29 protein-coding genes and 1 pseudogene are annotated in these 26098 nt (G+C 71.5%); 13 read left to right on the forward strand and 17 right to left on the reverse strand.

What is annotated here, in order from left to right:
- Positions 1 to 43 precede the first annotated feature (43 nt).
- Together ACFYZ8_RS19285 and lnt are read left to right on the forward strand one after the other, a co-directional pair.
- Positions 44 to 529 carry a nuclear transport factor 2 family protein gene (locus ACFYZ8_RS19285; protein ID WP_388529669.1) on the forward strand — a complete coding sequence of 162 codons (486 nt, stop codon included), beginning with the start codon at positions 44 to 46 and terminating at the stop codon, positions 527 to 529.
- 64 nt (positions 530 to 593) lie between these two features.
- Positions 594 to 2171: an apolipoprotein N-acyltransferase gene (lnt, locus tag ACFYZ8_RS19290; protein WP_388529666.1), complete on the forward strand. Its 1578-nt coding sequence runs from the start codon at positions 594 to 596 to the stop codon at positions 2169 to 2171.
- Here the strand turns inward: lnt and ACFYZ8_RS19295 are convergent.
- The gene (locus ACFYZ8_RS19295; RefSeq protein ID WP_359032180.1) at positions 2095 to 3000 is read right to left on the reverse strand and encodes a Gfo/Idh/MocA family oxidoreductase; all 906 of its coding nucleotides are present in this window, start codon (positions 2998 to 3000) and stop codon (positions 2095 to 2097) included. The genes lnt and ACFYZ8_RS19295 overlap by 77 nt on opposite strands.
- Positions 3001 to 3121: 121 nt before the next feature.
- Here ACFYZ8_RS19295 and ACFYZ8_RS19300 point away from each other — a divergent pair, with 121 nt between their 5' ends.
- Positions 3122 to 3634: a DinB family protein gene (locus ACFYZ8_RS19300; RefSeq protein ID WP_388529663.1), complete on the forward strand. Its 513-nt coding sequence runs from the start codon at positions 3122 to 3124 to the stop codon at positions 3632 to 3634.
- A 199-nt stretch (positions 3635 to 3833) separates the two neighbouring features.
- Complete coding sequence (locus tag ACFYZ8_RS19305) at positions 3834 to 4289, forward strand: hypothetical protein (protein ID WP_388529660.1); 456 nt, start codon at positions 3834 to 3836, stop codon at positions 4287 to 4289.
- Positions 4290 to 4301: 12 nt separating this feature from the next.
- Here the strand turns inward: ACFYZ8_RS19305 and ACFYZ8_RS19310 are convergent, their stop codons facing one another.
- The 7 genes from ACFYZ8_RS19310 to ACFYZ8_RS19340 all read right to left on the reverse strand — a co-directional run bounded on the left by ACFYZ8_RS19310 (position 4302) and on the right by ACFYZ8_RS19340 (position 10936).
- Positions 4302 to 4823 (reverse strand): hypothetical protein, encoded by a 522-nt coding sequence (locus ACFYZ8_RS19310; RefSeq protein ID WP_388532047.1) that lies wholly within the window; start codon positions 4821 to 4823, stop codon positions 4302 to 4304.
- A 660-nt stretch (positions 4824 to 5483) separates the two neighbouring features.
- Positions 5484 to 6167, reverse strand: a complete 684-nt coding sequence (locus ACFYZ8_RS19315; protein ID WP_388529657.1) for a uracil-DNA glycosylase — start codon at positions 6165 to 6167, stop codon at positions 5484 to 5486.
- Positions 6168 to 6248: 81 nt separating this feature from the next.
- Complete coding sequence (locus tag ACFYZ8_RS19320) at positions 6249 to 7829, reverse strand: ABC transporter substrate-binding protein (protein ID WP_359032184.1); 1581 nt, start codon at positions 7827 to 7829, stop codon at positions 6249 to 6251.
- 191 nt (positions 7830 to 8020) lie between these two features.
- Positions 8021 to 8785, reverse strand: a complete 765-nt coding sequence (locus ACFYZ8_RS19325) for an SDR family oxidoreductase (RefSeq protein WP_359032185.1) — start codon at positions 8783 to 8785, stop codon at positions 8021 to 8023.
- A gap of 12 nt (positions 8786 to 8797) precedes the next feature.
- Complete coding sequence (gene fabG, locus ACFYZ8_RS19330) at positions 8798 to 9559, reverse strand: 3-oxoacyl-ACP reductase FabG (RefSeq protein WP_359032186.1); 762 nt, start codon at positions 9557 to 9559, stop codon at positions 8798 to 8800.
- Between the two features lie 166 nt (positions 9560 to 9725).
- Positions 9726 to 10175, reverse strand: a complete 450-nt coding sequence (locus tag ACFYZ8_RS19335) for a DUF3037 domain-containing protein (protein ID WP_359032187.1) — start codon at positions 10173 to 10175, stop codon at positions 9726 to 9728.
- Entirely contained in the window at positions 10172 to 10936 is a 765-nt protein-coding gene (locus ACFYZ8_RS19340; RefSeq protein WP_359032188.1) for a HipA family kinase, read from the reverse strand. Before ACFYZ8_RS19340 ends, ACFYZ8_RS19335 begins: the two co-directional genes overlap by 4 nt.
- Before the next feature lie 90 nt (positions 10937 to 11026).
- Between ACFYZ8_RS19340 and ACFYZ8_RS19345 the strand changes: the two genes are divergently transcribed.
- The gene (locus tag ACFYZ8_RS19345) at positions 11027 to 11458 is read left to right on the forward strand and encodes a Rieske (2Fe-2S) protein (RefSeq protein ID WP_359032189.1); all 432 of its coding nucleotides are present in this window, start codon (positions 11027 to 11029) and stop codon (positions 11456 to 11458) included.
- Between the two features lie 4 nt (positions 11459 to 11462).
- Here ACFYZ8_RS19345 and ACFYZ8_RS19350 read toward each other — a convergent pair whose 3' ends face one another.
- Entirely contained in the window at positions 11463 to 12104 is a 642-nt protein-coding gene (locus ACFYZ8_RS19350) for a cysteine hydrolase family protein (protein ID WP_388529652.1), read from the reverse strand.
- 138 nt (positions 12105 to 12242) lie between these two features.
- Here ACFYZ8_RS19350 and ACFYZ8_RS19355 point away from each other — a divergent pair, with 138 nt between their 5' ends.
- The gene (locus ACFYZ8_RS19355; protein ID WP_359032191.1) at positions 12243 to 12710 is read left to right on the forward strand and encodes a pyridoxamine 5'-phosphate oxidase family protein; all 468 of its coding nucleotides are present in this window, start codon (positions 12243 to 12245) and stop codon (positions 12708 to 12710) included.
- A gap of 179 nt (positions 12711 to 12889) precedes the next feature.
- Here ACFYZ8_RS19355 and ACFYZ8_RS19360 read toward each other — a convergent pair whose 3' ends face one another.
- Positions 12890 to 13792 (reverse strand): LysR family transcriptional regulator, encoded by a 903-nt coding sequence (locus ACFYZ8_RS19360; RefSeq protein WP_388529649.1) that lies wholly within the window; start codon positions 13790 to 13792, stop codon positions 12890 to 12892.
- A 38-nt stretch (positions 13793 to 13830) separates the two neighbouring features.
- Between ACFYZ8_RS19360 and ACFYZ8_RS19365 the strand changes: the two genes are divergently transcribed.
- The gene (locus ACFYZ8_RS19365; RefSeq protein WP_388529647.1) at positions 13831 to 14805 is read left to right on the forward strand and encodes a DMT family transporter; all 975 of its coding nucleotides are present in this window, start codon (positions 13831 to 13833) and stop codon (positions 14803 to 14805) included.
- Between the two features lie 76 nt (positions 14806 to 14881).
- Here ACFYZ8_RS19365 and ACFYZ8_RS19370 read toward each other — a convergent pair whose 3' ends face one another.
- On the reverse strand, positions 14882 to 16225 hold the full coding sequence (locus tag ACFYZ8_RS19370) for an aminotransferase class I/II-fold pyridoxal phosphate-dependent enzyme (RefSeq protein WP_359032194.1): 1344 nt from the start codon (positions 16223 to 16225) through the stop codon (positions 14882 to 14884).
- Between the two features lie 35 nt (positions 16226 to 16260).
- Here ACFYZ8_RS19370 and ACFYZ8_RS19375 point away from each other — a divergent pair, with 35 nt between their 5' ends.
- The gene (locus ACFYZ8_RS19375; RefSeq protein ID WP_388529644.1) at positions 16261 to 16944 is read left to right on the forward strand and encodes a pyridoxamine 5'-phosphate oxidase family protein; all 684 of its coding nucleotides are present in this window, start codon (positions 16261 to 16263) and stop codon (positions 16942 to 16944) included.
- A gap of 147 nt (positions 16945 to 17091) precedes the next feature.
- Here the strand turns inward: ACFYZ8_RS19375 and ACFYZ8_RS19380 are convergent.
- The 3 genes and pseudogenes from ACFYZ8_RS19380 to ACFYZ8_RS19390 form a co-directional block, all read right to left on the reverse strand.
- A pseudogene (locus ACFYZ8_RS19380) lies at positions 17092 to 17394 on the reverse strand (EamA family transporter); the annotation flags it as partial.
- A gap of 11 nt (positions 17395 to 17405) precedes the next feature.
- Complete coding sequence (locus ACFYZ8_RS19385; protein ID WP_359032196.1) at positions 17406 to 18428, reverse strand: DMT family transporter; 1023 nt, start codon at positions 18426 to 18428, stop codon at positions 17406 to 17408.
- A 52-nt stretch (positions 18429 to 18480) separates the two neighbouring features.
- Positions 18481 to 19068, reverse strand: a complete 588-nt coding sequence (locus ACFYZ8_RS19390) for a Clp protease N-terminal domain-containing protein (protein WP_359032197.1) — start codon at positions 19066 to 19068, stop codon at positions 18481 to 18483.
- Positions 19069 to 19264: 196 nt separating this feature from the next.
- On the opposite strand from ACFYZ8_RS19390, the gene ACFYZ8_RS19395 reads away from it, so the two are divergent.
- Both ACFYZ8_RS19395 and ACFYZ8_RS19400 read left to right on the forward strand, forming a co-directional pair.
- Positions 19265 to 19453, forward strand: coding sequence for a hypothetical protein (locus ACFYZ8_RS19395; protein ID WP_388532142.1), 189 nt, complete (start codon positions 19265 to 19267; stop codon positions 19451 to 19453).
- 103 nt (positions 19454 to 19556) lie between these two features.
- Positions 19557 to 19985 carry an SRPBCC family protein gene (locus ACFYZ8_RS19400; protein ID WP_388529641.1) on the forward strand — a complete coding sequence of 143 codons (429 nt, stop codon included), beginning with the start codon at positions 19557 to 19559 and terminating at the stop codon, positions 19983 to 19985.
- Positions 19986 to 20074: 89 nt separating this feature from the next.
- Here ACFYZ8_RS19400 and ACFYZ8_RS19405 read toward each other — a convergent pair whose 3' ends face one another.
- A complete protein-coding gene (locus tag ACFYZ8_RS19405; RefSeq protein ID WP_388529638.1) occupies positions 20075 to 20704 on the reverse strand; it encodes a PadR family transcriptional regulator in 630 nt (209 codons plus the stop codon).
- A 343-nt stretch (positions 20705 to 21047) separates the two neighbouring features.
- Here ACFYZ8_RS19405 and ACFYZ8_RS19410 point away from each other — a divergent pair, with 343 nt between their 5' ends.
- Entirely contained in the window at positions 21048 to 21176 is a 129-nt protein-coding gene (locus ACFYZ8_RS19410) for a hypothetical protein (protein WP_388529635.1), read from the forward strand.
- A 110-nt stretch (positions 21177 to 21286) separates the two neighbouring features.
- Here the strand turns inward: ACFYZ8_RS19410 and ACFYZ8_RS19415 are convergent, their stop codons facing one another.
- A complete protein-coding gene (locus ACFYZ8_RS19415; protein WP_388529632.1) occupies positions 21287 to 22177 on the reverse strand; it encodes an alpha/beta hydrolase in 891 nt (296 codons plus the stop codon).
- A 323-nt stretch (positions 22178 to 22500) separates the two neighbouring features.
- Here ACFYZ8_RS19415 and ACFYZ8_RS19420 point away from each other — a divergent pair, with 323 nt between their 5' ends.
- Positions 22501 to 23313 carry a PhzF family phenazine biosynthesis protein gene (locus ACFYZ8_RS19420; RefSeq protein WP_359032202.1) on the forward strand — a complete coding sequence of 271 codons (813 nt, stop codon included), beginning with the start codon at positions 22501 to 22503 and terminating at the stop codon, positions 23311 to 23313.
- On the opposite strand, the gene ACFYZ8_RS19425 is transcribed toward ACFYZ8_RS19420, so the two are convergent.
- A complete protein-coding gene (locus ACFYZ8_RS19425; RefSeq protein WP_359032203.1) occupies positions 23314 to 24114 on the reverse strand; it encodes a type II CAAX endopeptidase family protein in 801 nt (266 codons plus the stop codon).
- Between the two features lie 209 nt (positions 24115 to 24323).
- On the opposite strand from ACFYZ8_RS19425, the gene ACFYZ8_RS19430 reads away from it, so the two are divergent.
- A complete protein-coding gene (locus tag ACFYZ8_RS19430) occupies positions 24324 to 26096 on the forward strand; it encodes a substrate-binding and VWA domain-containing protein (RefSeq protein ID WP_359032204.1) in 1773 nt (590 codons plus the stop codon).
- The last annotated feature ends 2 nt before the right edge of the window (positions 26097 to 26098 follow it).

Consider the following 26098-nt stretch of genomic DNA (forward strand, 5'->3'; position numbering starts at 1 on the left):
CACGCCCCTTGGCTCGGCCCGCCCCATGCCCAACACTGAGCCGATGACGCAGCGTGTGGAGCTCGCGACCGTGATGGACCGGCTGGCCGTGGACGCACTCGTCACCGACTACGCCATGGCCGTGGACGACGGCGACTGGGAGGCGTACCGGGGACTCTTCACCCGCGACGGGCGGGCCGACTACCGCTCGGCCGGCGGGGTCGAGGGGGACGCGCGGCAGGTCGCCGCATGGCTCGCGGAGAGCCTGACGCTGTTCTCGATGCGGCAGCACCTGATCGTCAACCGCCGCGTCCGGTTCGGCACTCTGGACCAGGACACCGGCGACACCGCCCGCGTCCGGGCCGACTACATCAACCCCATGCGTCTCGCCGGCGACGGCGCCGCCTCCACCGCCCCCGACTTCGTCTGCGGCGGCCGCTACGCCTTCGCCCTGCTGCGCACGGACGACGGCTGGCGGCTCAGCGAGGTCGTCGTACAGGAGAAGTGGCGGCGTCTGCCGGACCCCCGTCCCGCACCTGTGATCAACTGAGCGGACACCCTCGGGTGGTCAACCGCACGTACATGGGACACCCGCACGGGGTAGGAGGCGCCGTATGAACTCGTTCGGCCACTGGCTCGCCTCCCCGTGGCGGCGCTCGGTCCTCGCCGTGCTGGCAGGCGCCCTCCCCGTCCTCGCGTTCCCCGCACCGTCCCTGTGGTGGTTCGCCTACGTCGCGCTCGTCCCCTGGATCGCGCTGATCCGCTCGGCCCCCACGGCGAAACGGGCGGCCTACGACGGCTGGGCCGGCGGTTTCGGGTTCATGGTGGGGATGCACCACTGGCTGCTGCCGAGTCTGAGTGTGTTCATCTTCGTCATCGGCGCCCTGCTCGGCGCGCTGTGGGCGCCATGGGGCGCGCTGGTACGCCACTTCCTGTCCGGCACGGCCGGGACGGCCGGGTCCCCCTCGCGCGGCCGGATCGCCGCCGCCCTGGCCGTACTGCCCTCAGGCTGGCTCGGCATCGAGCTCGTCCGCTCCTGGCAGGGGCTCGGCGGCCCCTGGGGTGTGCTCGGCGCCAGCCAGTGGGAGGTCGCACCGGCGCTGCGGCTTGCCTCGGTGGGCGGGGTGTGGCTGATCAGCTTCCTGATCGTGGCCGTCAACGTGGCGTTCGCCGTGCTGGTGACGGTCCGTGAGTCCCGGGTCCCCGCGGTGGCGGGCCTGGTCGCCACCGCCGCCGTGACCTCGGCGGCCTGGATGTGGTCGCCGCGTCCCGACACCGGGGGCAGCACCCGGATCGCCGTCGTCCAGCCCGGTGTCATCGAGGGCCCCGACCGGCGCTTCGCCCGCGAGGAGCAGCTGACCCGCGATCTCGCCGGGCAGGACGTCGACCTCATCGTCTGGGGTGAGAGCAGTGTCGGCTTCGACCTCGGGGACCGGCCCGACCTGGCGCAGCGGATCGCGGCGCTCTCCGAGGAGACCGGCGCCGACATCCTGGTCAACGTGGACGCCCGCCGCTCCGACAAGCCCGGTATCTACAAGAGTTCGGTGCTCGTCGGCCCCGGCGGACTCACCGGCGACCGCTACGACAAGATGCGCCTGGTCCCCTTCGGCGAGTACATCCCGGCCCGCTCGCTGCTGGGCTGGGTCACCTCGGTCGGCAAGGCGGCCGCCGAGAACCGCAGGCACGGTTCCGAGCAGGTCGTGATGGACGTCGGCCACGGGCTGAAGGTCGGCCCGATGGTGTGCTTCGAGTCGGCGTTCCCCGACATGAGCCGTCATCTCGCGGAGGACGGCGCCCAGGTGCTGATCGCCCAGTCGGCGACCTCGTCCTTCCAGAACAGCTGGGCCCCCGAGCAGCACGCCTCGCTGGCCGCCCTGCGCGCCGCCGAGTCGGGCCGCCCGATGGTGCACTCGACCCTGACCGGCGTCTCCGCCGTGTACGACGCGAGCGGACAGCGGGTCGGCCAGTGGGTCGGCACCGATGCCAGCACCTCGCGGGTGTACGACGTACCGCTGACGACCGGCACGACGCCGTACGTCCGCTTCGGCGACTGGCCCCTGCACGCGGCCCTGGTGATCCTCGCCGCGTGGTGCGCAGTCCAGGTGGGCCGGCGGTTCAGGCGGTCCGCTCCTGAACCGCTCGTACCACCCGCTCGCACAGCTCATGGGTCGCCAGCGCGTCCCGGGCGCTGAGCACCTTCCCCGCGCGCACGGCGTCGAGGAAGGAGAGCACCGCCTGCTCGATGCCGCGCTGCCGGGCCACCGGCACCCAGTCGCCCCGCCGCCGCACCGTCGGCTGGCCCTTGTGGTCGACGACCTCGGCGAGGTTGAGCACCTGCCGCTTGGTGTCCTGCCCGGACACCTCCAGGATCTCCTCGGCCGAGCCGCTGAGCCGGTTCATCACCCCGAGCGCGGTGAAGCCGTCGCCGGCGAGCTGGACCACGACATGGTGCAGCAGGCCGTCCGCCACGCGCGCGCGTACCGTCACGTCGTCGACCGGCCCCGGCACCAGGAACCTGAGGGTGTCGACGACGTGGATGAAGTCGTCGAGGATCATCGCGCGCGGCTCCTCGGGGAGCCCGATCCGGTTCTTCTGCATGATGATCAGCTCGCGCGGATGCTCGGCGCACTGCGTGTACCCGGGGGCGAACCGTCGGTTGAAGCCGACCGCCAGGCTCACGTTCCGCTGTTCCGCGAGCACCACCAGCCGTTCGGAGTCGGCGAGTTCGTAGGCGAGCGGCTTGTCGACGTACGTCGGTACGCCCGCCTCCAGCAGCCGCGAGACGATCCCAGGGTGCACGTTCGTCGGCGCGTGCACGAACGCGGCGTCGAGGCCCTGGGCGAGCAGCGAGTCGAGATCCTGGTGCCGTTGTCCCTCGGGAAGGCGGAGACGGTCGGCGACCCGGGCCAGTGTCGCCGGCGTCCGCGTCTGCACATGCAGTTCGACGTCGGGAAGGGTGCCGAGCACCGGCAGGTACGCCTTCTGCGCGATGTCACCGAGTCCGATGCAGCCGACCTTCACGTGGACTCCTCCGACGGTTGTCTCCCGGGCGTTGCCCGAAGCATACGGCGGCCGCGCCGGACCCCGGCCGGCGGCCGGGAATGCGCTGGTGGCGAGGGGTGCGGTGGGTAAGGATGCGGACATGACGACGCAGCGAGCCGAACCCGCGACCACCGCCGACGAACGCACCATGCTGGAGGGCTGGCTGGAGTACCACCGGCAGACCCTCGCCTGGAAGTGCGAGGGCCTGACCGACGCACAGCTCAGGACCGCCTCCGTGGAACCGTCCATGCTCTCCCTGATGGGCCTGGTGCGGCACATGGCCGAGGTGGAGCGCAGCTGGTTCCGCCGGGGCCTCGCCGACGAGGACGCCGGGCCGATCTACTACAGCGAGGACGACCCGGACGGCGACTTCCGTCTCACCGAGGCCGACACCTGGGAGGAGGCGTACGGCACCTGGCAGGCCGAGATCGACAGGAGCCGGGAGAACGCGGCCCGCTTCGGTCTGGACGACATCACCGTGGGCAAGCACCGCAGGACCGGTGAGCGGTTCAACCTGCGCTGGCTCTACACCCACATGATCGAGGAGTACGCCCGCCACAACGGCCACGCCGACCTGATCCGCGAACGCATCGACGGCGGCACCGGCGACTGACGTCAGCACCGGGAGGCATGATCACGCCGTACGGGGACGGAGATCACCCGTGCGGGGCAACCTCCGCCCGTCCGCTGTCGCCGAGGTCGCCCCAACCAGCAGAGTGGCGCGGGTGCATCGAACCACGACTACCGCAACGCTCCTGGTCACCGTGGCTGTCTCGGCCCTCACCGGCTGTGTCACGATCCAGCGTCCACCCGTGTCCGGGCCGCCGCCGACGACGGCTCCGTCGCGGCCGCCGGGACCGGGTGACACCCGTCCGGACGGTCAGGCGGAGCCGCAGATCGTGCAGGCCCCGGCCCAGGAGGCGCTGTCCATGATCGATCCGTCCCCCTCCTCGAAGCCGGGTGGGACCGCGCCCCGTGACCGGGCCTCGGGGACCGCGGCGGTCCCCGAGCGGCCGGGGGACCAGCATCCGGCCCACCCGCGACCGGCCCGCCCGGAACGCCTCGCGCGCCCGGCGCATCCGGAGCCGCGGCACCCTGATGTCCCGCACCACCGGCAGCCGCGCGTCGAGATCCCGGACGTGGCCAAGTCGGTCCCCAAGGCTGTTCCCAAGGGCCCGAAGGACGTCTGCGCCCTGGGCAGGAAGTACGGCCGCTGGCAGGAGGGCAGCCCCGAGTCGGTCATCTGCGACCAGACCTACGGGCGGTGAGACACCCGGGGCTCAGGGGCGCTGCCGTGGCGGCCCCCACCCCGCGTCGCCGCCGGCTCCTCCTTCGCCCAGCCGGAGCTCCAGCCTGCTGATCGCCGCCCGCACACCGTTGCTGTAGGCGTCCTCCCCCAGGGCGTCCGCCGCCCTGCGGGCCCGGCGCAGATGGGTGCGGGCGGCGTCGGTGCGGGCGAGCCGTACATAGTCGGCGGCCAGGTTGAGGTGCAGCGAGGGATACAGGGCGCGCACGGCGAGCGTGCCCTCGTGCCGGGCGAGCCGGTCGTCGGTGAGCTCCTCGGCGGCGGTCAGCGCCCTGAGGTCCCAGGCGAGTTCGTCGCAGGGGTCGTCCTGGGCGTCGGCCATGTAGTGGGCCAGGGTGCAGCGGTGCAGCGGGTCGCCGTCCTCGCCGATCTCCGCCCACAGCGCCAGGAAGCGGTGCCGGGCCTCCTCGCGGTCCCCCGCGTGGCACAGCATGACGGCCTGCCCGATCCGTGTCATCACGGCATCCGGCACCGTCTGCTCCTGTCGCTCCGTCAAAGCGTCCTCCGGGCCGTCGTCGGCTGTCGTCACTGTCCCTCCCGACGCTAGGGCCTGTCCGGCGGATCACGTCGGCGGCGCGTGGCCCGGTACGCCCATCAGCGGCGTCGTCGGGTGCCTGCGCCGGCACGGCGGTAGCCGCGTTCCCGCTCTGCAGCTGCCCGACGGGGTCCCCCTCGCCTCGCGGACCGGAACCACTCCCGGAGCTGACCGCCCGGCCCGTACTCAGTACCCGGTCCCGCCGACGGGTCTCCGTCCCCGGCTCCCCCACCGGACCACACGCACCCCGCAGACGGGAACTGACTCCCGGAACCGGCACGGCCCCCTCGGCGGGCCGCGTCGTGCTCACGACGATCCCGGATCCGCCGGCACCCCGCAGACGGGAAACCGCTCCCGCAACCGGCACTGGCCGCCCGGCCCGTACCCAGGGCGCTTCCCGGCCCCGCCGACGGGTCCCGTCCACCGCCCTCTCCATCTCGCGGCTCCCCCACCGGACCACACACCCCGCGGACCGGAAAGCGCCCCCCGAGCCGCTACGGATCCCTCGACGGGTCGGCCCCTGCCCACGGCGATCCCGGACCCGCCGCCGGCGGGCCCCCGTCGTGGATTCGCGCGGGACCGGGCCGATGCCCCGCCGTACCGGCCCGCCCGGTGGGCGGCTCAGCCGAGGTTCGGGATCGTCCAGTCGATCGGCTCGTGGCCCTGCCGGGCGACCGCCTCGTTGATCTGCGTGAACGGGCGGGAGCCGAAGAACTTCTTCGCCGACAGCGGGGAGGGGTGTGCGCCCTTGACCACCACGTGCCGGCTCTCGTCGATCAGGGGGAGCTTCTTCTGCGCGTAGTTGCCCCACAGCACGAAGACCGCCGGGTCGGGCCGCTCGGCCACCGCGCGGATCACCGCGTCGGTGAACTGCTCCCAGCCCTTGCCCTTGTGGGAGTTGGCCTCGCCGGAGCGGACCGTGAGCACCGCGTTCAGCAGCAGGACGCCCTGCTGGGCCCACGGCATGAGGTAGCCGTTGTCCGGGATCTCCAGACCCAGCTCCTCCTTCATCTCCTTGTAGATGTTCCGGAGGGAGGGCGGGGTCTTGACGCCCGGGCGGACCGAGAAGCACAGGCCGTGTCCCTGTCCCTCGCCGTGGTACGGGTCCTGGCCGAGGATCAGGACCTTCACCTGGTCGTACGGCGTCGCGTCGAGCGCGGCGAAGACCTCCTCGCGCGGCGGGTAGACGGGACCCCTCGCCCGCTCGTCCTCGACGAACTCCGTCAGCTCCTTGAAGTACGGCTGCTGCAGCTCGTCGCCCAGAACCTCGCGCCAGGACTCGGGCAGCATGGCGGTGTCGGTCACGTCAATTCCTCACGATGTGCGGTCACTTGCAGGCTTCAGAACCTACAGGCGCCCACTGACAATCGCCGCCGCGAGCGGGACCTACCAGCTGGTCTTCCAGTACAGCTCCCACATCGTCATCATGGTCGCCGGGTCGATGACCTTCTCGAGACCGGCGATCTCCTCGCTCCCGGCCACGTACTGCTTGCCCTGCCACAAAGGCACCAGCCGTGCGTCGTTCACGAAGACCTGCTGGGCTTCCTCGATCTGCGGCCCCACGGCCCCGCGGTCGCTCTCCGCACGGGACTCCGGCAGGAGCTTGCCGGTGATCTCGGGGGCGTCGTAGGGGGTGCCGAGGGCGTTCTGCTTGCCCACGAAGGGCGCGATGAAGTTGTCGGCGTCGTGGAAGTCGGGGAACCAGCCGCGCCCGAACACCGGGTACTCGCCCTTCTGGTAGCCCTCGACGTAGGTCTTCCACGGGCGGCTCTTGAGGGTGATGGTGAACAGGCCGGAGGCCTCCAGCTGCTTCTTCAGCTCCTGGAAGGCGGGCTTGGTCGTCGAGCCGTAGCGGTCGCTGGTGTACCAGAGGGTCAGCGGGACGCGCTCGGTGATCCCGGCATCCTTGAGGAGCTTCTTGGCCTTCGCCACGCTCGGGTCGCCGAAGTCGTCGAAGAAGCTCGTGGTGTGGCCGGTGAGTCCGGCGGGGACCATGGAGTACAGCGGCTCGACGGTGTCCTTGTAGACGTAGTGCACGAGCGCCGGGCGGTCGACGATCTGGGCGACGGCCTTGCGGACCGCGGGCTTCGCGGACCACGGGTCGCGGGGGTTGAACACCAGGTAGCTGATCTCGGTGGTGGGGTTCTCGATGAGCTGGAGCCCCTCCTTCTGCTGGTTGACCTCGATGTCCACGACGTCGGAGGCGCCGAGCCCCCGGTAGACGACCGAGATCTCCTTGTCCTTGAGGGCCTTGACCATCTCGGCCGACTGCGGGAAGTAGCGGATGGTGACGGCCTTGTTCTTGAGGTCCGCTATGCCCTTGTAGTTGTCGTTGCGGACGAGCTCGGCCTTCTGGCCCTCCTGGTAGGAGTCCAGGCGGTAGGGCCCCGAGCCGCTGATCTTCCCGTCCTTGCGGATCGAGGTCGCGGAGTACTCCTCGGGGTCCACGATCGACATGGCGGGCGTGGTGAGCACCAGGGGGAAGGTGGCGTCGGGCTGGCTGAGATGGAAGACGATCTCGCGGTCGCCCTTGGTCTGCACCCGGGAGAGCGTTCCGAGCAGGCCGGCGGGGCCGCCGTTGACGTTGATCTTCTTGATCCGGTCGAACGAGTACTTGACGGCCTTGGCGTCCAGCGTGTGCCCGTTGGAGAACTTCAGGCCGTCGCGCAGCGTGCAGCTGTACACGGTGCTCGACGTATCGGTGAACTCGCAGTGCTCGGCGGCGTCGGGTTCGGGGTCGGAGGCACCGGGCGAGTAGTTCAGGAGCGTCTGGTAGACGTTGCGGAACAGCTCCCAGGAGTTGTCCCAGGAGGCCGCGGGGTCCAGGGTGGCCGGGGCGCTGGTGGTCCCCACGACGATCGCCTTGCCGTCGTCGGAGGAGTCCGAGGAGAACACACCACATCCGGCCACCGTGGAAAGGGACACGAGGGCCGCGAATGGCGGCAGGTACCGGTTCCGCATGAACACGCGCTCGCTCCTCGAAATGCCGTGCCGAGAGTCGGCAAAACATACCGCAGCGCCACGCACACTCAACCGCCCTGCTCACAGGAGGCTTGGCCGGCACGCCGGTGATGACCCTGTAAATACCCTGTGAGGCTTTTGTGTCTCGACACGGGCGCCGCCACTGTCAACGGGCGCCCGTGCCGAGACGGCGAGGATCAGCCCACGCCGGCGTTGAGGAAGATGCCGCCGTCGACGACGAGCGTCTGGCCGGTGACCCAGTCGGACTGCGCCGAGGTGAGGAAGGCCGCGGCGCCGCCGATGTCGGAGGGCACCCCGAGCCGGGCCAGCGGGTAGGACGCCGCCGCCTCCGCCTCCCGGCCCTCGTACAGGGCCGACGCGAACTTGGTCTTGACCACCGCGGGGGCGATCGCGTTGACCCGCACGCCCGGCGCGAACTCGTGCGCGAGCTGCTGGGTGAGGTTGATCAGCGCGGCCTTGCTGACGCCGTAGGCGGCGATGAAGGGCGAGGGCGCGATGCCCGCGACGGAGGCGATGTTGACGATCGCGCCGCCGTTGTCCTTCTGCCAGGCGTGCCAGGTCCGCTGCGCGAAGCCGAGCGCGGAGATCACGTTGGTCTCGAAGACCTTGCGGGCCACGTTCAGGTCCAGGTCGGCGATGGGCCCGAACACCGGGTTGGTACCGGCGTTGTTGATCAGGTAGTCGACGCGGCCGAAGGCGTCCATGGCGCGCTCGACGGCGACCCGCTGGTGCTCCTCGTCGTGCGCCTTGCCGGCGACGTAGACGGCGCGTTCGGAGCCGAGCTGCTCGACGGCCTCCTTGAGCGCGTCCTCGGTGCGGCCGGTGATGACCACCCGGTCGCCCCGTGCGACGAGCGCCTCGGCGACGCCGTAGCCGATACCGCGGCTGGCGCCCGTGATGAGCGCGACCTTGCCCGAAAGCTCGGGGAGTTGCGAAGTCATGGTCCCGTTTCCCTAGTCGAGCGGTCCGCCGGCGACGTACAGCACCTGGCCGGAGACGAATCCGGCCGCCTCGCCGGTGAAGAAGGCGATGGCGTTGGCGATGTCCTCGGGCTCACCCACGCGCGCGACCGGGATCTGGGTGGCGGCGGCGGCCTTGAACTCCTCGAAGCCCATGCCGACGCGCTCGGCGGTGGCGGCGGTCATGTCGGTGGCGATGAAGCCGGGGGCGACGGCGTTGGCGGTGATGCCGAACTTGCCGAGCTCGATGGCGAGGGTCTTGGTGAAGCCCTGGAGACCCGCCTTGGCGGCGGAGTAGTTGGCCTGGCCGCGGTTGCCGAGCGCCGAGGACGACGACAGGTTGACGATCCGGCCGAAGCCCGCGTCCACCATGTGCTTCTGGATGGCCTTGGTCACCAGGAACGAGCCCCTGAGGTGCACGTTCAGGACGGTGTCCCAGTCGGAGACGCTCATCTTGAACAGCAGGTTGTCGCGGAGCACGCCCGCGTTGTTCACGAGGATGGTCGGCGCGCCGAGCTCCTCGGCCACGCGCGCGATGGCGGCCTGGACCTGTGCCTCGTCGGAGACGTCCGCGCCGACCGCGATCGCCCGGCCGCCGGCCGCGGTGATCTTCTCCACGGTGTCCTTGCAGGCGGCCTCGTCGAGATCGATCACGGCGACCGCGCGGCCCTCGGCCGCCAGTCGTACGGCGGTGGCGGCGCCGATGCCGCGCGCGGCACCCGTGACCACGGCTACCCGCTGCTCAGTGGTGGACATTGCTGGTTCTCCTCGCCCTTGAGAATGCGACCTTGCGAAACGACCTGGGAAATCGACCTGAGAGTGTGCCGCCCGTCCAGTGAGCGACCGCTTAGTACCTTCGGCAGACGAGACGCTAGAAGGCATGGCACGCGGTGTCAACGCCACACGAGCGCGGTGTGATCCATTACCTGACCAGCAGGTCGAGCAGACGCTCCGGTTCGGCGGCCGGATCGGTGGTCAGCCCGGTGTGGACGGGACCCGGCTGGACGACGGTGGAGCGGGGCGCGACCAGCCAGCGGAAGCGCCGTCCGGCGTCGTCGTGCGCGGCCGGTCCTGCCCCCGCACCCCCGGCGCAGACCCCTTCGACGGCCTGGAGCGCGGCCCGTACGCCGGCCACGTCCGCGTCCGGGTCGAGCGCCCTGAGGCGGGCCTCGTCGAGGTGGGTGCGCACGCCGACGTAGGCCTTGGCCCGGCAGTACACGAGCACTCCGGCGTTGATGCACTCGCCGCGCTCGATCCGGGGCACGACCCGCAGCAGGACGTACTCGAAGACGTCCCGCTCACTGCTGCGTCCGCCTCTGATGACATGGCGTTCGACCACGCTGCCGGCCATGTGGATATGGCGCTCGCTCACCTGTCCCCCTCGATTCCCGTGATGCGGTCGTGGACTGCGGCGGCCCTCAGGAGCAGGGGCCGGGCGTACGCCCTTCTCAGCTCGTCCGGGGTGTCGAAGCCGGGCTCGTCCGCCAGCCAGGCGTCCGGGATCTCGGCGGTGACCTCGGCCAGCAGGTCCTCGGTGACCTGGGGGGCGAGGTCGGCGGCGGCCGCGGCGACGTCCGGGGCGAAGGGCTTCAGGACGTGGTCCGAGGCGTCGTAGGGGCGGGCGGCGGACTTCTCGGCGCCGGGCCAGTTGTGGTGCCAGATCATGGTGGCGCCGTGGTCGATGAGCCACACCTCGCGCCGCCACCACAGCAGGTTGGGGTTGCGCCAGGAGCGGTCGACGTTGTTGACCAGCGCGTCGAACCACACGATCCGGCCGGCCTCCTCCGGGTCCACCCGGAAGGCGAGCGGGTCGAAGCCGAGCGCCCCGGAGAGGAAGTCCATGCCGAGGTTGGTGCCGCCACTGGACCTCAGCAGCTCCTGCACCCGCTCGTCGGGCTCGCCGAGTCCCAGGTCCGGGTCGAGGTCGAGGGTCAGGAGCCGGGGCACCCGGAAGCCCAGCCGGCGGGCCAGCTCCCCGGCCACCACCTCGGCGACCAGCGTCTTACGGCCCTGCCCGGCGCCGGTGAACTTGATGACGTACGTCCCGCGGTCGTCGGCCTCGACAAGCCCCGGCAGCGAGCCGCCCTCACGCAGGGGCGTGATGTAGCGGGTCGCGATGGCTTCCTTGAGCATCGCCCCAGGTTACTGGGGGGTGTCTGAACAACAGGCACTCCGGGGCCGTACCTGAGGGCAGTTCGAAGATTCCGTGGAAGGGGACGCAGCATGGCCAGCGAATCGATTCATCCCGCATCGGCCCCCAGTCGCCGGGTCGTCGTGGCGGCGGTCGGCGCGGCAGGACTCGCCCTCACCCTGAACGCGTGCGGCTCGGAGGACGATCCCTCCTCCTCGTCCGACACGGCCGCCGCCGGCAGTGTCCTCGCGAAGACGTCGGACATCCCCGAGGGCGGCGGCAAGATCTTCAAGGACTCGGGCGTGGTGGTCACCCAGCCCACGGCGGGCCAGTTCAAGGCGTTCTCGTCGAAGTGCACCCACCAGGGGTGCGCGGTGACGGGGATCACCGACGGGGTCATCACCTGTCCGTGCCACAAGAGCGAGTTCTCGGTGGCCGACGGCAGCGTGAAGAAGGGGCCGGCGACCCAGCCGCTGCCCGAGGAGAAAATCACCGTCAGCGGCGACTCGATCACGCTCGCATGAGATGTCAGACGCCGCGGGGCCGGTTGAGGCAGGCCAGTACCTCGTCCGTGGCCGCGAGGGTGGCGACGAGGGCGAGCGTGTGACGGATCATCGCCGGGGTGTAGTCGGAGGGCACCCCGGCGATGGCGTCCGTCACCACCACGGCGGTGTAGCCGCGGTTCACCGCGTCGAAGACGGCGTTGGGCACGGCCACGTTGGCGGACACCCCGGTCACCACCAGGGTGCGGCAGCCGAGGTTGCGCAGCAGCGCGTCGACCTCGGTGCCCTGGATCGGCGACAGGCCGTGCAGCCGTCGTACGACGAAGTCCTCCTCGCCCACCTCGATCGGGGCCGCGACCCGCACCGCGGTGGTCCCGGACAGCTGTTGGACGGGCAGGCGCTCGGCGGCGCGGAAGAGACGGGCGTTGCGGTTCGCGCCGCGCCCGTCCGGACGGCGTTCGGCGATCGCGTGGATCACCTGGACCCCGCTCTCGTGGGCGGCCCCGACCAGCCGGGCGACGTTGGCGAGAGCGCCCGAGGTCCGGGCGGCGCGGGCGAGTTCGGGCAGGGCGCTCTCCGGTCCGACGACGCCCTGCTGGCACTCGACGGTGAGCAGGACGGTGCCCTCGGGATCGAGCAGTGCGCTGAGTCGTTCGTACGACGCCACGGTTCCCCCTCGTCGCCCATGGTCCAAAGGCCGTGACAGTAGCCACCATTGCGTGGGGACGGAAGACGACCCATCCTTTTCTGACGTGATGTCAGAGGATCTCTCCTCTGACACGACGTGGGAGAAAGAGGGGGATGCATGACCGTCACTCAGCGCCGGGGCCGGAAGATCATGATGACGCCGGGCGAGCTGGACGAGTTCCTGACGAGCCAGCGCACCTGCCGGGTCGCCACGGTCTCCACCGACGGCGCGCCGCACGTGAGCACACTCTGGTTCGCCTGGGACGGCACGTCGATGTGGCTGTACTCCGTCGTGCGCAGCAAGCGCTGGACGGACCTGCGCCGCGATCCACGGGTCGCCATCGTGGTCGACACGGGTGAGGAGTACGACGAACTGCAGGGCGTCGAGCTGTCCGGGACCGTGGACTTCGTGGGCGAGGCCCCGCGCACCGGCGAGCTGTGTGCCGAACTCGACGTCCCCGAGACGCTGTTCGCCCGCAAGAACTTCCGCCTGGAGGAGATGCCGCACGACGGGCGGCACGCGTGGATACGGCTGACCCCCGAGAAGATCGTCTCCTGGGACTTCCGCAAGCTGGGCTCGGCGTAGACCTGTCCGGCGGACGACACCGACCGGCGAGGGCCGTCACCTCGCCGGAGGCCCTGCCGCGGGCTCGCCCCGCCTCGGGGCGCAGGCCCACGCTCAAACTGCTTGCTCCGCGGCCGACTTGAGCGCCCGGCCACGGCCCGGGCTCGGGCCGGTTTCGCCGTGGCGCACGGGCGTCAGGCTCAAACGGCCTGTCCCGCCGCCGACTTCAGCGCCTCCACCGCTGCCCGGATCGACGGGCGGCGGTCGGCGTCCGCGCGCCACACGGCGTAGATGTGCCGGCTGACCGACTGCCGTACGGGCACGGTCCGCACGCTCCGCGGGACCGGTCCTCGCCCGAGCCGGGGCGCCACGCACACGCCGAGTCCTGCGCCGACCAGGGCGAGTTGGGTCGGGTGTTCCTCCGCGCGGTGCGCCACGCGCGGTTCGACGCCCTTGGAGCGCAGCGTGTGCATCAGCCACTCGTGGCAGAACTCGCCCTCGCCCCAGGTGACCCAGTCGTCGTCGGCGAAGTCCTCCAGGTCGACCTCGCCGCGCTGGGCGTGGCGGTGGGTCGCGGGCATCGCCACGTCGGCCGTGTCGTCGACGATCGAGGCCTTCACCAGCCCGTCGGGCATGGGCAGCGGCTTGTTGTACCAGTCCAGGACGACCGCGAGGTCGTAGTCGCCGCCGATCACGGCGTGGACCGCGGCTTCCGGCTCCATCTCGCGCGAGCCGATCCGCAGGCCCGGATGCGCCGAACGCAGGGAGGCGATCGCGGCCGGGAACAGCCCCCGCGCCGCCGTCGGGAACGCGGCGAGCCGCAACTCCCCCACCACCTGGCCGCGTTGGGCCTCCAGGTCGGACTGGGCGAGCTCGACCTGGGACAGGATGCGGGCCGCGTGGTCGGCGAGCAGCCGGCCGGCGTCGGTGAGCCGCACCCCCCGGCCGTTCTTGGCGAGGAGCTGCTGGCCGACCTCGCGCTCCAGCTTGGACATCTGCTGCGAGACGGCCGAGGTCGTGATGTGCAGGCCCTCGGCGGCGCCGCTGACCGAGCCGTGCCGGGCGAGGGCGTCGAGGGTGCGCAGGCGCTCCAGGTTCAACATGTAAGCAATACTACGAGATATCTCGATGAAAAACTCGCTTGTGCTACGAGATCGCGTGCCGGATCGTGGTCGCCATGACCACCGCGACCGTCACCGAAGCCCCGGTTCGGGCCTCCCTCCGCCCCGCCCTCGACTGGCGTCTGCGCTTCGGCGTGCTCGCGCTGATCTGGGGGTTCAGCTTTCTGCTCATCAAGGTCGGCACCGACGGGTACACCCCGTTCCAGGTGACGCTCGGGCGGCTGCTGTTCGGGACGCTGGTGCTCGCGGCGGCGATGGTGGTGAAGCGGCAGCGGCTTCCTCGCGGGGTGCGGACGTGGGGGCATCTGACGGTCGCCGCCCTGCTGCTGAACGCGCTGCCGTTCTCGCTCTTCGCCTACGCCGAGCTGACGATCCCGTCCACCCTCGCGGGGATCTGCAACGCGACCTCGCCGCTGTGGGGGATGCTGCTGTCCCTCGTCGCCCTGTCCGAGGACCGGCCCACGCGTGTGCGTGTCGCGGGTCTCGGGCTCGGATTCCTGGGGGTGCTGACGGTTCTCGGCGCGTGGCAGGGGTTCAGCGGGCTGGACCTCACCGGCACGACGATGGCGCTGCTGGCCTCGCTCAGCTATCCGATCGGGTGGATCTACGTACGCCGGACCCTGGCAGGGGTGGGGCACTCGCACATATCCCTGACCGCGGCGCAGTTGTTGCTGGCCACAGTGCAACTGGCGGTCGTCACCGTGCTGTTCGGCGGGATACCGACGCATGTCGCCGCAGTGCCTCTGCTGGCCGTCGCCGCGCTGGGCGCGCTCGGCACCGGAGTGGCCCTTCTCCTTCAGTACGGGCTGGTCGCCGAGGTGGGACCGACAACCGCGCAGATGGTCACGTACTTCATTCCGGTGATCGCCACAGGGGCGGGGATCATGGTGCTGGGTGAGTCGTTGCGCTGGTCCACTCCGGTGGGGGCGGTGGTCGTGCTTGCGGGGGCCGCGCTCACCCAGGCGCGGCGGGGCGCCCGAGGAGGGGGCGCGTAGCGATCGTCTGCGGCCGCGGGTCCGTGCCGGCTGGTCGCGCGACTCCCCGCACCGCCGACGGCAACTCGTCCCGCCCTCATACGTAGTTCCTGGCCGGGTTCCTGGCCGGCGCCGGACCGAGCGCCTTTGCGATCGCGTCCGCCAGGTCCGTCGCCTCTTCCACCGCCAAGGCGGCCACCGTCACCCTGATTCCCTGGGGGGCGCTCATCCTGAAGCGGGCGCCCGGGGCCACCGCCCAGCCCGCGTGGAGCAGGCGGGCGACGGCGCCCGTCTCGTCGGGGACCGGGATCCATACGTTCAGGCCACTGCGGCCGTGAGCCTCCACCCCGCGTTCCGCCAGCGCGCCGATCAGCCGGTCGCGGCGCTCGCGGTACACCGCCGCCACCTCCGCCGTGTCCAGGACGCCTTCCGCCCACAGGCGCACCACCGCCCGCTGGGTGATGCGGCTGACCCAGCCGGGGCCCAGGCGGTGGCGGCCGTGGACGCGGTCGACCGTGACCTCGTCACCGGTGAGGACGGCCAGGCGCAGATCGGGGCCGTAGCCCTTGGCCACCGAGCGGACGAAGGCCCAGTGGCGGGTGGCTCCGGCCAGGGGGTGCAGCGGGAGGTCGACGATGCCGTGGCCGTGGTCGTCCTCGACGAGGAGGGTGCCGGGGTGGTCCTCGAGGACCGCGCGCAGGGCACGCGCGCGCGTGGCGGTCACCGAGGCGCCGGTCGGGTTCTGGGCGCGGTCGGTGACGATCAGGGCTCGGGCGCCGGACTCCAGGGCGCCGCGCACGTCCTCGGGGCACGGCCCCTCGTCGTCGACGCCCACCGGGGCGACCCGCAGGCCCAGCGCCGGAACCAGGTCCAGGAGGCTGCCCCAGCCCGGGTCCTCCACGGCGACCGTGTCGCCCGGCTTGAGATGGGCGGTCAGGACGCGCTCGATCACGTCCAGGGCACCGGAGGCGACGGCAAGCGGGCCGGCCGGGACACCGTCCGCGTCCAGCGCCTCTCGCGCAAGCCGGGCCAGCTCCGGTTCGACGGTCGCCTCGCCGTACAGCACCGCCTCCCGGTCGCCCTGTTCGGCGGCCGCCGCGAAGGCCGGCGCCAGCGGGGGCAGCAGTGCCGGGTCGGGGTTGCCGTTCGCCACGTCCCGCACGCCCTCCGGTACCTCCACCCGGATGTACTCGCGGCCCGTGGTCGCCGGTTTCGGCCGGACCCGGCTGCCCCTGCGCCCGGCGGTCTCGATGACCCCGCGCTCGCGCAGGGTGCGGTACGCGGCGGCGACCGTGTTGGGATTCACGCTCAACGCGGCCGCCAACTCCCGCATAGGAGGAAGCAGTTGACCTGGTTTCAGCTCTCCGGCACCCACCGCGCGCTCGACGCTGGCCGCAATCTCTGCTGCGCGTCGGCCTTCGATCCGATATTCTCCTAGCACAAAGCAGATTATGCACTAGTGCAATGGAGAGCGCAATGCAGGGGACCACCGCGACCACACCGGAGCCGACCGCCTACGCCCCGACCGACCGCACCGTCCCGACACGCTCCCCGGGCCGCGCCTCGTACGACCGGGAACTGGTGCACTCGATACTCGACGAGGGATACGTCTGCCACCTCGGCTTCGTCCGGGACGGCGCCCCGGTGGTGCTGCCCACGCTGTACGGCCGGGTGGGCGAGCGGCTCTACGTGCACGGCTCGACCGGCTCGCGCCCGCTGCGGATGACCGGCCAGGCGGACCCCGGGCTGCCGGTGTGCCTGACGGTCACGCATGTCGACGCGCTGATCCTGGCCCGCTCGGCCTTCCACCACTCGATCAACTACCGGTCCGTGGTGGTGCACGGACTCGCGTACGACGTCACGGACCCCGAGGAGAAGCGCCTCGCCCTCGACGCCCTGGTCGACCACGTGGTCCCCGGGCGTGCGGCCGACTCCCGCCCCGCCAACAAGAAGGAGCTGGCCGCCACCGCCGTCATCCGCCTCGACCTCGACGAGGTCTCCGCGAAGCTCCGCACCGGCGGTGTCAACGACGAGCCCGAGGACCTGGCCCTCCCCCACTGGGCCGGCGTGGTCCCGCTGCTGAGGAGCTACGGCACCCCGGTGGCCGACGGCGACCTGGAGCCCGGCACCGAGGTCCCGGAGTATCTCGCGGGGCTGTGACGCCGAGGCGGGCAACTGACGGAGGGGCGCTCCCCGGAGACGGGGCCCTCCGTCCGCCGCCGTCAGACGGGCACGCGCGCCTCCGTCGCCGTCAGACGGGCAAGCGCGCCTCCGTCACCGCGACCCGCGCCACCGCGCCACCGCGCTCAGCATCAGCACACCGAGCCCGGCGAGCGCTCCGGCGACGGCGACGGGGCCCGCGCCGAGGGTGACGACGGTGGCCACGGCGAGCCCGGTGGACCGTACGGCGGCGAAGCGGGCGGTCTGGGACACCGTCGGCGCGACGCCCGACGCGACGACCCGCAGGGCCCTGCCGCCGAGCGGTCCCGAGACGGCCGTACGCGCGCGTGGCCGGAAGGGACGGACGGCGAGCGGCACCGCCAGTCCGGCCGCGCGGCGCCAGAAGGACAGCGGGGACACCGGGCCCAGGTCACTGGTCCGGTAGGCCATGATGCGGGAACCTAGGCGGCGTTCTCCCGGGCGGACAACCTGCTTTCGGCGCCCCCGGCCGCGACCGGCTCCACGGAGCCCTTGGCCGGGGTGGAGGACTGCGCGATGAAGGCGCCCAGCAGGACCACCGCGCCGCCCACGATCTGCGGTGCCGAGAGGTGCTCGCCCAGCAGCACCCAGGCGAGGACGGTGGCGACGACCGCTTCGAGACAGGCCACCACCCCGGCTATCGCGGGAGAGAGCCGACGCACGGAGACCACACCGGTGACATAGGCGACGACGGTGGCGACCAGGACGATCCAGCCGAGCAGCAGTCCGGCCGCGACCGGGGTGCCGTTCATGTCGGCGCGCTGCGTGAGGACGGAGAAGTCCATGGTCCAGGGGCGGGCCACGGCCGTCAGGACGACGGTGCCGACGAGGAGGCCGTACGCGATCACACCGAGCGGGTCGGGGGCCTCGCCGGAGTCGCTGCCCTGGTCGGACAGGACGAAGTAGCCGACCTGGCAGCAGGCGGCGCCGAGCGCGAGCAGCAGTCCGAGGGCGTCGAAGCTCAGCCCCGACCAGACCTCGACGACACAGGCGAGCCCGCCGACCGCGAGGACCACGCCGAGCGCGGCGGCGCGGGTGACCGGCCGGCGCTGCACGAACCGTACCCAGCCGAGCACCAGGGCCGGGGCGAGGTACTCGACGAGCAGCGCGACGCCGACGGGGATGCGGGAGATCGACGCGAAGTAGAAGGCCTGGACGCCCGCCACGCCGAGCAGCCCGAAACCGGCGAGCAGGACGGGACGGCGGCGCAGCAGCGCGCGGTGGCGGACGGCGAGCGGCAGCATCACCAGGGCGGCGCCCGCCACCCGCAGCCACACCACGTGCAGCGGATCGAGGCCTGCCTCGATCAACGGCTTGGCCGCGACCCCGGATCCGCCGAAGGCGAGCGCGGACACCAGCGCGAGGCCGAGGCCGACACCCCTGCCGTCACCGAGGCCGACTCCCTTGCCGTCACCGGCCGCCCTGCTGCTCTCAGACGTATGCACCGGCCCATGATGACAGGGGACGACATGAGCGTCACCCCCGTTGACTCCTGTCTCAGCGGCTGGACCGCGGGGGGCCGCCCCACAGGCCGCCGGGCAGGCCGCCAGGCAGGCCGCCGGGCAGGCTCTCACCGATCCGCGCGAACACGGCCCGGGCGTCGATTCCGGCACGGGTCAGCACCTCGACGGCCCGGGACCCGGGGTCCACCAGGATGGCCGCGAGCAGGTCGATCCCGCGGGCGGGTCCGTCGGCGCGCCGCTCGGCCCGGGCGCAGGCGTACTCCATCGCGCCCGCGGCGAGCGGCGAGAAGCCCTCGGTCGTCACCACGGGTACGGCACCGGAGTCCTCGACGGTGCCCTGCCAGCGCAGTCCGTAGCCGATGCTGCGCTGCACGAGATAGCCGAGGAGCCGCGGCAGCTGGGGTTCCGCGTCGAGGACGGAGTACGCCTCGGCGTCGGCGTCGAGCAGGGAGTGCAGCAGATGGGCGGTGTCGATCTGCCGGTCCCCGTCCCGCAGCGCGCGCCTGCGGGCGCCGGAGACCACCGCTGCCAGTTCCGCGCTGAGTCTGACATCGCCGTCGTGACCGACCGGCGGCGGGCCGCTGTGGTCGCGGGCCGACTGCCGTGGGATACGGGGGTGCACATCCCCCACCCCATCAGTCCCACGCCATCCGGACATCCGCGAGGGGAAGCATCTTCGCGTCCCACGGAGAGCGGATCCCGGGGCCCGGATCTCCTCCTTACGGATGAGATCAGGCCTTCGGGCCCAACGGGGGCGCGTGGTCTTGCCGTGCGCCCCTCACGCAACCGCCGTGCGACGCCGTTCGTCCCACACAGGCGTGGAGAGCAGGAGCTGGCTGGTGGCGCTGCCGGCCGTGGACGGCAAGCAGTACGTGTACCGGGTCTACGCCCCGGAGGACGCACTGCTCGCCGACCTGTTCTGGGAGGCGTGGCACTGCCACGACGAGAGCGCGTTCCCGCGCGCGTGGGACCTGTTCGACGCGGCGGTGATACAGCGGGTGGGCTGAAGACGCCCGCCCACAGGGTTTCTGACGGTTCATCAGTATTGAATGTTGCGCCGCCTGCGGCTACTTTCCGCGGCACCACAGCCCGACACGAAGAGGTGGCCGCATGGCGGAAATCAGCGCGGAGGCACGCATCCCGGCACCCGCGGAGAAGGTCTGGGCGAAGCTCACCGACTGGTCCGCGTACGGGGAGTGGAACGCCACCCACACCAGCTTCCCCAAGGGCGGCCCCACGGCACTCGAACCGGGCGGGACCTTCCAGGAGAACATGAAGCTGATGGGGTTCCCCGCCGAGGTCGAGTGGACCATCGACCAGGTGGAGCCGGCCCGGCTGTTCGCCATCCGGGGCAAGGGTCCGATGGCGGTGAGCGTGGCCACGCGTTACACCCTGACCCCTGACGGCGACGCCACCACGGTCCGCATCGACGGCGAGTTCACGGGCGCGGCCGTCTCCCTGATGGCGGGCAAGCTGAAGGACTCGGGGACCGCCGCGCTGAACGAGTCGCTGCGGAAGCTGGCGGCACTGGTGGCCTGACGCGAGGGGGCGGAGACGAGAAGGCGCCCCGCGGATCGCTCCACGGGGCGCCTTCAGTCCTCGCCTCAGCCCTCGCCTCAGCCCTCGCCTCAGTCCTCGTCGGCGAGGATGAGGTACAGCTTCTTGCGGGCCTCGTTGATGACGGCCAGCGCCTTCTCGCGCTGTTCCTTGCTGCCGGTCTTCCAGACCTGACCGAAGGCCTCCATCAGGCCGAAGCCGGCCTGCCGGATCTCACCGAGCGCCTCGAAGTCGATGCCGCGGGAGGCTTCCTCCCAGGGCGCGTCGGGACCCTCGTCGGCCGCGGTACGACCGGCCTCGGTGAGCGAGAACAGCTTCTTGCCGCCCTCGCTCTCGCTGGCGATCAGCCCCTCGTCCTCCAGCAGCTGGAGGGTGGGGTACACCGAGCCGGGGCTGGGCTTCCACGCCCCGCCGCTGCGCTCGGCGATCTCCTGGATCATCTCGTAACCGTGCATGGGCCGGTCCTTGAGCAGGGCCAGGATCGAGGCGCGCACGTCACCGCGCCGCGCCCTTCCCCTGGGTCCGCCCCTCCCCCTGGGCCCCCAGGGTCCAGGGCCGAAGCCCGGCCCTCCGAAGCCGAAGCCGGGGCCACCGGGTCCGCCCGGCCCGAAGGGCCCGAAGGCACCGCGCAGGCCCTCGGGGCCACCACGGCCCCGACGGCCGGCTCCACCATGTCCACGCTCGAATCCGTGGGAACGCATCGCAATCACTCCATCCATCGTTGATCTGTCGCGATGCTTCAACGATATATCGGAACCGATCGCATGACAAGGCCCCAAGAAAAGACCAGGTGACCGCGAGGCGAGACACCGCGCGATCCCGGCATCCTTCGACCACCCGCACACGCCTGGACGGGCTGGGCTGACAAGCCGCCGACCGAGCAGACGGTCGTTGAGACCGGCTACACCGCGAGGTGGCAATGCGTGCAGCCGATCCCTCTGTCCCGGCGGTCCTGCCAGGGCCTTGATGGCCGGGCGGAGCAACACGGCCATGTGATCCGCAGGGGCCTCACGAAGCGGGGCCAGGCCGAGGAACTGGTGGCCGATGGCGCCGCCGACCAAGGCCACCACGTTCACCGTCCCCGGCCTCCTGGTGCTCCACGTGCACGACGGACTGATCACGCGAGTCCGCGACCACATGGACAGTTCAGGAGTCGCCGACGCCAGGGCCTGACGGTCCTACCAGTACAGCGGCAGCCCGAGCTGAGCCCGGACAGGACTCAGCCGACAGGAGGAAGCCGGAAGCCGTCGAACTGATCGTCGGCGGCCCGGCCCCCAGGAGAGTCAGCTCAAAGCGTCGCGCAGGGCGGTGGCCATCAGGTCGATCGCCTCCTTGCCGGCCGGTACCGGCCCCGTGTGGGTGAAGTAGTGGTCGACGCCCTCGAAGACGCGGTGAGTGACCGGGACGCCCGCGGCCTCCAGGGCCTTGGCGTAGGCGTCCCCCTCGTCGCGCAGACGGTCGTTCTCCGCGGTGACGACCAGGGCGGGCGGAAGGCCCGCGAGGTCGTCGGCGAGTCCGGGCGAGACGAGGGGGTGGGCGAGGTCGGCGGGGTCGGGGACGTACGCGGCGGTGAAGATCCGCATGATCTGCGGGGTGAGCAGCGGCTTGGCGATCAGGGACCGCTTGGTGGCCGGGTCGGCGACCTGGTCCAGCGGTGCCGAGTCGATGATCTGGAGCCGGGGGGTGAAGGTGCCGCGCTCCCTGGCCAGGCGGCACACCGCGGCGGTCAGGTTGGCCCCCGCGCTGTGTCCGCCCACGGCGAGCCGAGATCCGTCCCAGCCGTTGGCGGCGCCGTTCGCGGCGACCCAGGCGGTGACGTCGTAGGCCTGGGTGACGGGTGCGGGGTAGGGGTGCTGCGGCGAGACCGCGTAGTCGACGTTGATCACGACGCAGCCCGCCGTGGCGGCGATGTAGCGGCAGATGTGGTCGTCCTGCTCGGGGCGGGCGACCACGAACCCGCCGCCGTGGAAGTTGACGTACACCGGGGCGGGCGCGTCAGTGGTGGCCGACGGACGGTAGACGGTGCACGTCACCGGCCCGGCACCGGTCTCCACCCGGAGGGTCTCGGTGTGCGCGGGGATGTCGGCGAAGCGCAGGTCTTTGTGCACACGGGACATCACGCGGCCGAGCAGGAGCTGGATCCCCCTGGCCTTGATTCCGGGGCTGAGCGGCATGACTGGCACCTATCGCTACAAGGTTAAAGTAACAGGATTCCTGATAATGGATGCTTGTCGGCGAGAGCGCAATGGGCGAGTTGTGACTCGTCGGACGCGAGGCGGGTTCAGCTTCTCAGGGGTGCGAACGGAGTACGTGCCGCATACGGCCGTCCCTCCCGCACTCGGGCGCACGGCGATCTCTCGTACGCTCCTGCTCAGGCATGCGACCCCGATCAGCGTCGTGTCGACAACCAGCCCCCGGGAAACCCGCCGGGAAAATCGGTCCAGCGACCCCGGATTGGCCTTGTCCCGCGCACAAGCTCCCCCCGTACCGTCACCCCATGCGTATCCGAATCGTCGACGCCTTCACCGACCGTCCCTTCGCCGGCAACCCGGCCGGGGTCTTGCTCCTGGACGACGCCTTCCCGGACGGCGACCGGCTCCAGAACATCGCCCTGGAGGTGAACCACGCGGAGACCGCCTTCGCGCACCGGCTCCCCGGGGGCGGTGAGGCCGACTGGGCGCTGCGGTGGTTCACGCCCGCCACCGAGGTGAACATGTGCGGCCACGCCACGCTCGCCACGGCCCACGTCCTGTACGCCACCGGCGCTCACGAGGGCCCGGTACGGTTCGCCACCCGCAGCGGCGTCCTCATCGCGACACCCGGCGAGGACGGCGCGATCACGCTGGACTTCCCGACGGCTCCGCTGACCCCCGTCGAACTGCCGGAGGGAGTCGCCGAGGCGCTGGGCGCCGAACCGCTCACCGCCTTCGACACCGGCCCCCACATCGGCGACCTGCTGCTCGAACTGGCCGACGAGAAGACCGTCCACGCCCTGCGCCCCGACCTCAAGGCTCTGGCCGCCTTCTCCGAGCGCGGGATCATCGCCACCGCCCGCGCCGAGAACCCGGACCTGGGCTACGACTTCGTCTCCCGCTGCTTCTTCCCGAACGTCGGCATCGACGAGGACCCGGTCACCGGCAGCGCCCACACCGCCCTGGCGCCCTACTGGTCGGAGCGGCTCGGCCGTACGGACCTCACCGGACTGCAGGCCTCGCCGCGCTCCGGCCGCGTCCGCACCGCGCTGCGCGGTGAGCGGACGCTGCTGACGGGCCGCGCGGTCACGGTCATCGAGGGCGAGCTGCTGGCCTGATCACGCGGTCGGCAGCCAGCCCACCTTCCCGGCGAGCAGCGCGTAACCCACGAACGCCCCGATGTCGAGCAGGGAATGCGCCACCACCAGGGGACCCACCCGGCCCCACCTCCGGTACAGGCAGACGAACACCACGCCCATGACCATGTTGCCGATGAAGCCGCCGACGCCCTGGTAGAGGTGGTAGCTGCCGCGCAGTACGGAACTGGCCACCAGGGCGGTGCCCGGGGTCCAGCCCAACTGGTTCAGCCGGCGCAGCAGATAGCCGACGACGATCACCTCTTCGAGGATCGCGTTCTGCATCGCCGAGAGGATCAGCACGGGGTACTTCCACCACACGTCGGGCAGCGCCTCGGGCACCACGGTGAGGTTGAAGCCCAGGCCCCGCGCGGCCAGGTAGAAGGCGATCCCGGTGCTGCCGATCACAGCCGCGATCCCGGCCCCGCGGGCGAGGTCGGGACCGGGCCGGGTGCGGTCGAAGCCGAGGGTCCGCAGGCCCTCCCCCTCGCGCAGCAGGAAGTGCGCGACCAGGGCGACGGGCACCAGGGCCGACGCGATCCCGAAGAGCTGCCAGGCGAGATCCAGCCAGGGACGGCCGGGCGCGGCCGAGGCGTTGAGGGTCGCCGCCTGATCCTTGAGACCCCCTGGTTTGGTGACCGATCCGACAAAACTGATCAGCGCGGACACACCGCTCGCACCGAGCGAAAGCCCCAGAACGAGCAGCGTCTCGTCACGGAAGAATCTCCGTGAGAGCGCCCTCTGCGGAAAAGAATCGGCCACTGCCCCTTCCTCCGCCTGCACACCTGCCTCCAGTTGACTAATCCAGCCTCATGCCCCACGCCGCCCCGCTAGGGTCCTTCGAAAGGACTTACGAAGATCGTGAGTACTGACGAAGTTCGTGCGCGACAGGCCGTCGGGGGGACGGACGCCGTACGGGGCGTACCTCCCACCTTTTCCTGCCAGATACGGCTGTCCGGGCACGGGAGTCGACAGGGAGGGGCACCACCGTCATGGGACGTCACAGCTTGCCCGATCAGTATGGGGCGGGCGGCAGCGACCCCCGCCCACGTGCACGCCGCCGCACCGTGGCCATCGCGACGGCGCTCGTCCTGACCGTCGCCGGCGGTACGGCGGCCGCCGTGCGGGGCGGTCTGCTCTCCTTCGGCTCCTCCTGCCGGGACGAGGCGGTACGGCTCGAGGTCGCCGCCTCCCCGGACGTGGCCCCCGCCCTGCGCAGCGCGGCCGAGCGGGCCCGCGAGGAGAACCTCACCTCCGACGGCCGCTGCCTCGACATCACGGTGACCGCGCGCGAGTCGTACAAGGTCAGGGACACGCTCGCGGCCGGCAAGAACCCGGGCGTGCAGGTGTGGGTGCCGGACTCGGACGTGTGGGTGGAGCAGATCTCCGCGGACGGCGGCGCGACGAAGGTGGCCCGTGTGGGCAACGTGGCCTCCAGCCCGGTCGGGATGGCCATGGTGCCGGCCGCCGCGAAGTCGCTGGGCTGGCCGAAGAAGACGTACGGCTGGCTGGAGCTGGCGGGCGCCACGCTGCGGGACGACTCCCTCAAGCTGGGCGCCGCCGACCCCGCGCGCAGCGCGTCCGGGCTGCTCGCCCTGACCCGGCTCAGCAGTGCGGCGGGGCAGGTCAAGGGCGGGGCGACGCAGGCCGCGGCGATGATGAAGGCGCTCTCGCAGCGCATCTCCGACAGCGACGGCCAGCTGGTGGAGACGCTGCCGCGGGACTCCTCGGGCACCGAGCAGGGCAATCCGAAGCGCAACCACGCGCTGGTCCTGTCGGAGCAGGCCGCCTTCGCGTACAACTCCTCGGCGGAGTCCGGGGACGGGCTGGACTTCTTCTATCCCGAGGACGGTTCACCGCGGCTGGACTACCCGTTCGCGCTCGTCGACGAGACACGGCTGAGCACGGACGAGAGCCGCGCGGCGATCCGCTTCATGACGTATCTGCGCAAGCCCGAGCAGGAACAGCTGCTGACCGACCAGGGGTTCAGGACCTCCGACGACCAGGTGTCGGCCTCGCTGGTCGCGAAGGCCGGGGGCAGGGTGCCGCAGCCGTACGCGGCGGCGGCCGGTGAGCCCGCCTCCGCGACAGCGCTCCAGGAGGCCCTCGGCACCTGGACGATCACCGTGCAGAGCGCCCGGATCACCACGGTCGTGGACGCGTCCTCCTCCATGTCGGAGGCCGTGCCGGGCACCGGCCGCTCCCGGATGGACGTCACCAAGGCGTCCCTTCTCCAGGCCCTCGCCACCTTCACCCAGGAGGACGAGATCGGCCTGTGGGAGTTCTCCACCAAGCTCGACGGCGACAAGGACTACAAGATCCTCGTGCCGACGGACCGGCTGGGCGACAGTACGGATGCGGGCGGCACCCAACGGGAGCGCCTGTCGGCGGCGTTCGGCGGCCTGGAACCGGTGCCGGGTGGTGCGACGGGGTTGTACGACACCACGCTCGCCGCGTACCGGGCGGCGACCTCCTCGTACGCCGAGGGCAAGTTCAACGCGCTGGTGGTGCTGACCGACGGCGTCAACCAGGACCCCGGCAGCATCTCGCGCGGGGCGCTGATCTCGGAACTGGAGAAGCTCTCGAGCCCCACGCGCCCGGTCCCCCTGATCGTGATCGCGGTGGGCCCCGACGCCGACCGCGCGGAGGCCCAGCAGCTCGCCGAGGCCACCGGTGGCTCCGGCCAGCAGGTCAACGACCCCGCCCAGATCCACACGGTGATCCTCAAGGCGATCGTGGCCGCCGGCGCGCAGGGCGGCGGCTGACC

Source organism: Streptomyces sp. NPDC001668 (assembly GCF_042893155.1).
Lineage (GTDB): Bacteria > Actinomycetota > Actinomycetes > Streptomycetales > Streptomycetaceae > Streptomyces.

Bases quoted from the DNA above. Each gene is read 5' to 3' on its own strand.
- ACFYZ8_RS19285 (WP_388529669.1), top strand. From the start codon at position 44: ATGACGCAGCGTGTGGAGCTCGCGACCGTGATGGACCGGCTGGCCGTG.
- lnt (WP_388529666.1), top strand. From the start codon at position 594: ATGAACTCGTTCGGCCACTGGCTCGCCTCCCCGTGGCGGCGCTCGGTC.
- ACFYZ8_RS19300 (WP_388529663.1), top strand. From the start codon at position 3,122: ATGACGACGCAGCGAGCCGAACCCGCGACCACCGCCGACGAACGCACC.
- ACFYZ8_RS19325 (WP_359032185.1), bottom strand. From the start codon at position 8,785: ATGACTTCGCAACTCCCCGAGCTTTCGGGCAAGGTCGCGCTCATCACG.
- fabG (WP_359032186.1), bottom strand. From the start codon at position 9,559: ATGTCCACCACTGAGCAGCGGGTAGCCGTGGTCACGGGTGCCGCGCGC.
- ACFYZ8_RS19340 (WP_359032188.1), bottom strand. From the start codon at position 10,936: ATGCTCAAGGAAGCCATCGCGACCCGCTACATCACGCCCCTGCGTGAG.
- ACFYZ8_RS19345 (WP_359032189.1), top strand. From the start codon at position 11,027: ATGGCCAGCGAATCGATTCATCCCGCATCGGCCCCCAGTCGCCGGGTC.
- ACFYZ8_RS19355 (WP_359032191.1), top strand. From the start codon at position 12,243: ATGACCGTCACTCAGCGCCGGGGCCGGAAGATCATGATGACGCCGGGC.
- ACFYZ8_RS19360 (WP_388529649.1), bottom strand. From the start codon at position 13,792: ATGTTGAACCTGGAGCGCCTGCGCACCCTCGACGCCCTCGCCCGGCAC.
- ACFYZ8_RS19375 (WP_388529644.1), top strand. From the start codon at position 16,261: ATGCAGGGGACCACCGCGACCACACCGGAGCCGACCGCCTACGCCCCG.
- ACFYZ8_RS19400 (WP_388529641.1), top strand. From the start codon at position 19,557: ATGGCGGAAATCAGCGCGGAGGCACGCATCCCGGCACCCGCGGAGAAG.
- ACFYZ8_RS19405 (WP_388529638.1), bottom strand. From the start codon at position 20,704: ATGCGTTCCCACGGATTCGAGCGTGGACATGGTGGAGCCGGCCGTCGG.
- ACFYZ8_RS19410 (WP_388529635.1), top strand. From the start codon at position 21,048: ATGGCGCCGCCGACCAAGGCCACCACGTTCACCGTCCCCGGCCTCCTG.
- ACFYZ8_RS19415 (WP_388529632.1), bottom strand. From the start codon at position 22,177: ATGCCGCTCAGCCCCGGAATCAAGGCCAGGGGGATCCAGCTCCTGCTC.
- ACFYZ8_RS19420 (WP_359032202.1), top strand. From the start codon at position 22,501: ATGCGTATCCGAATCGTCGACGCCTTCACCGACCGTCCCTTCGCCGGC.
- ACFYZ8_RS19430 (WP_359032204.1), top strand. From the start codon at position 24,324: ATGGGACGTCACAGCTTGCCCGATCAGTATGGGGCGGGCGGCAGCGAC.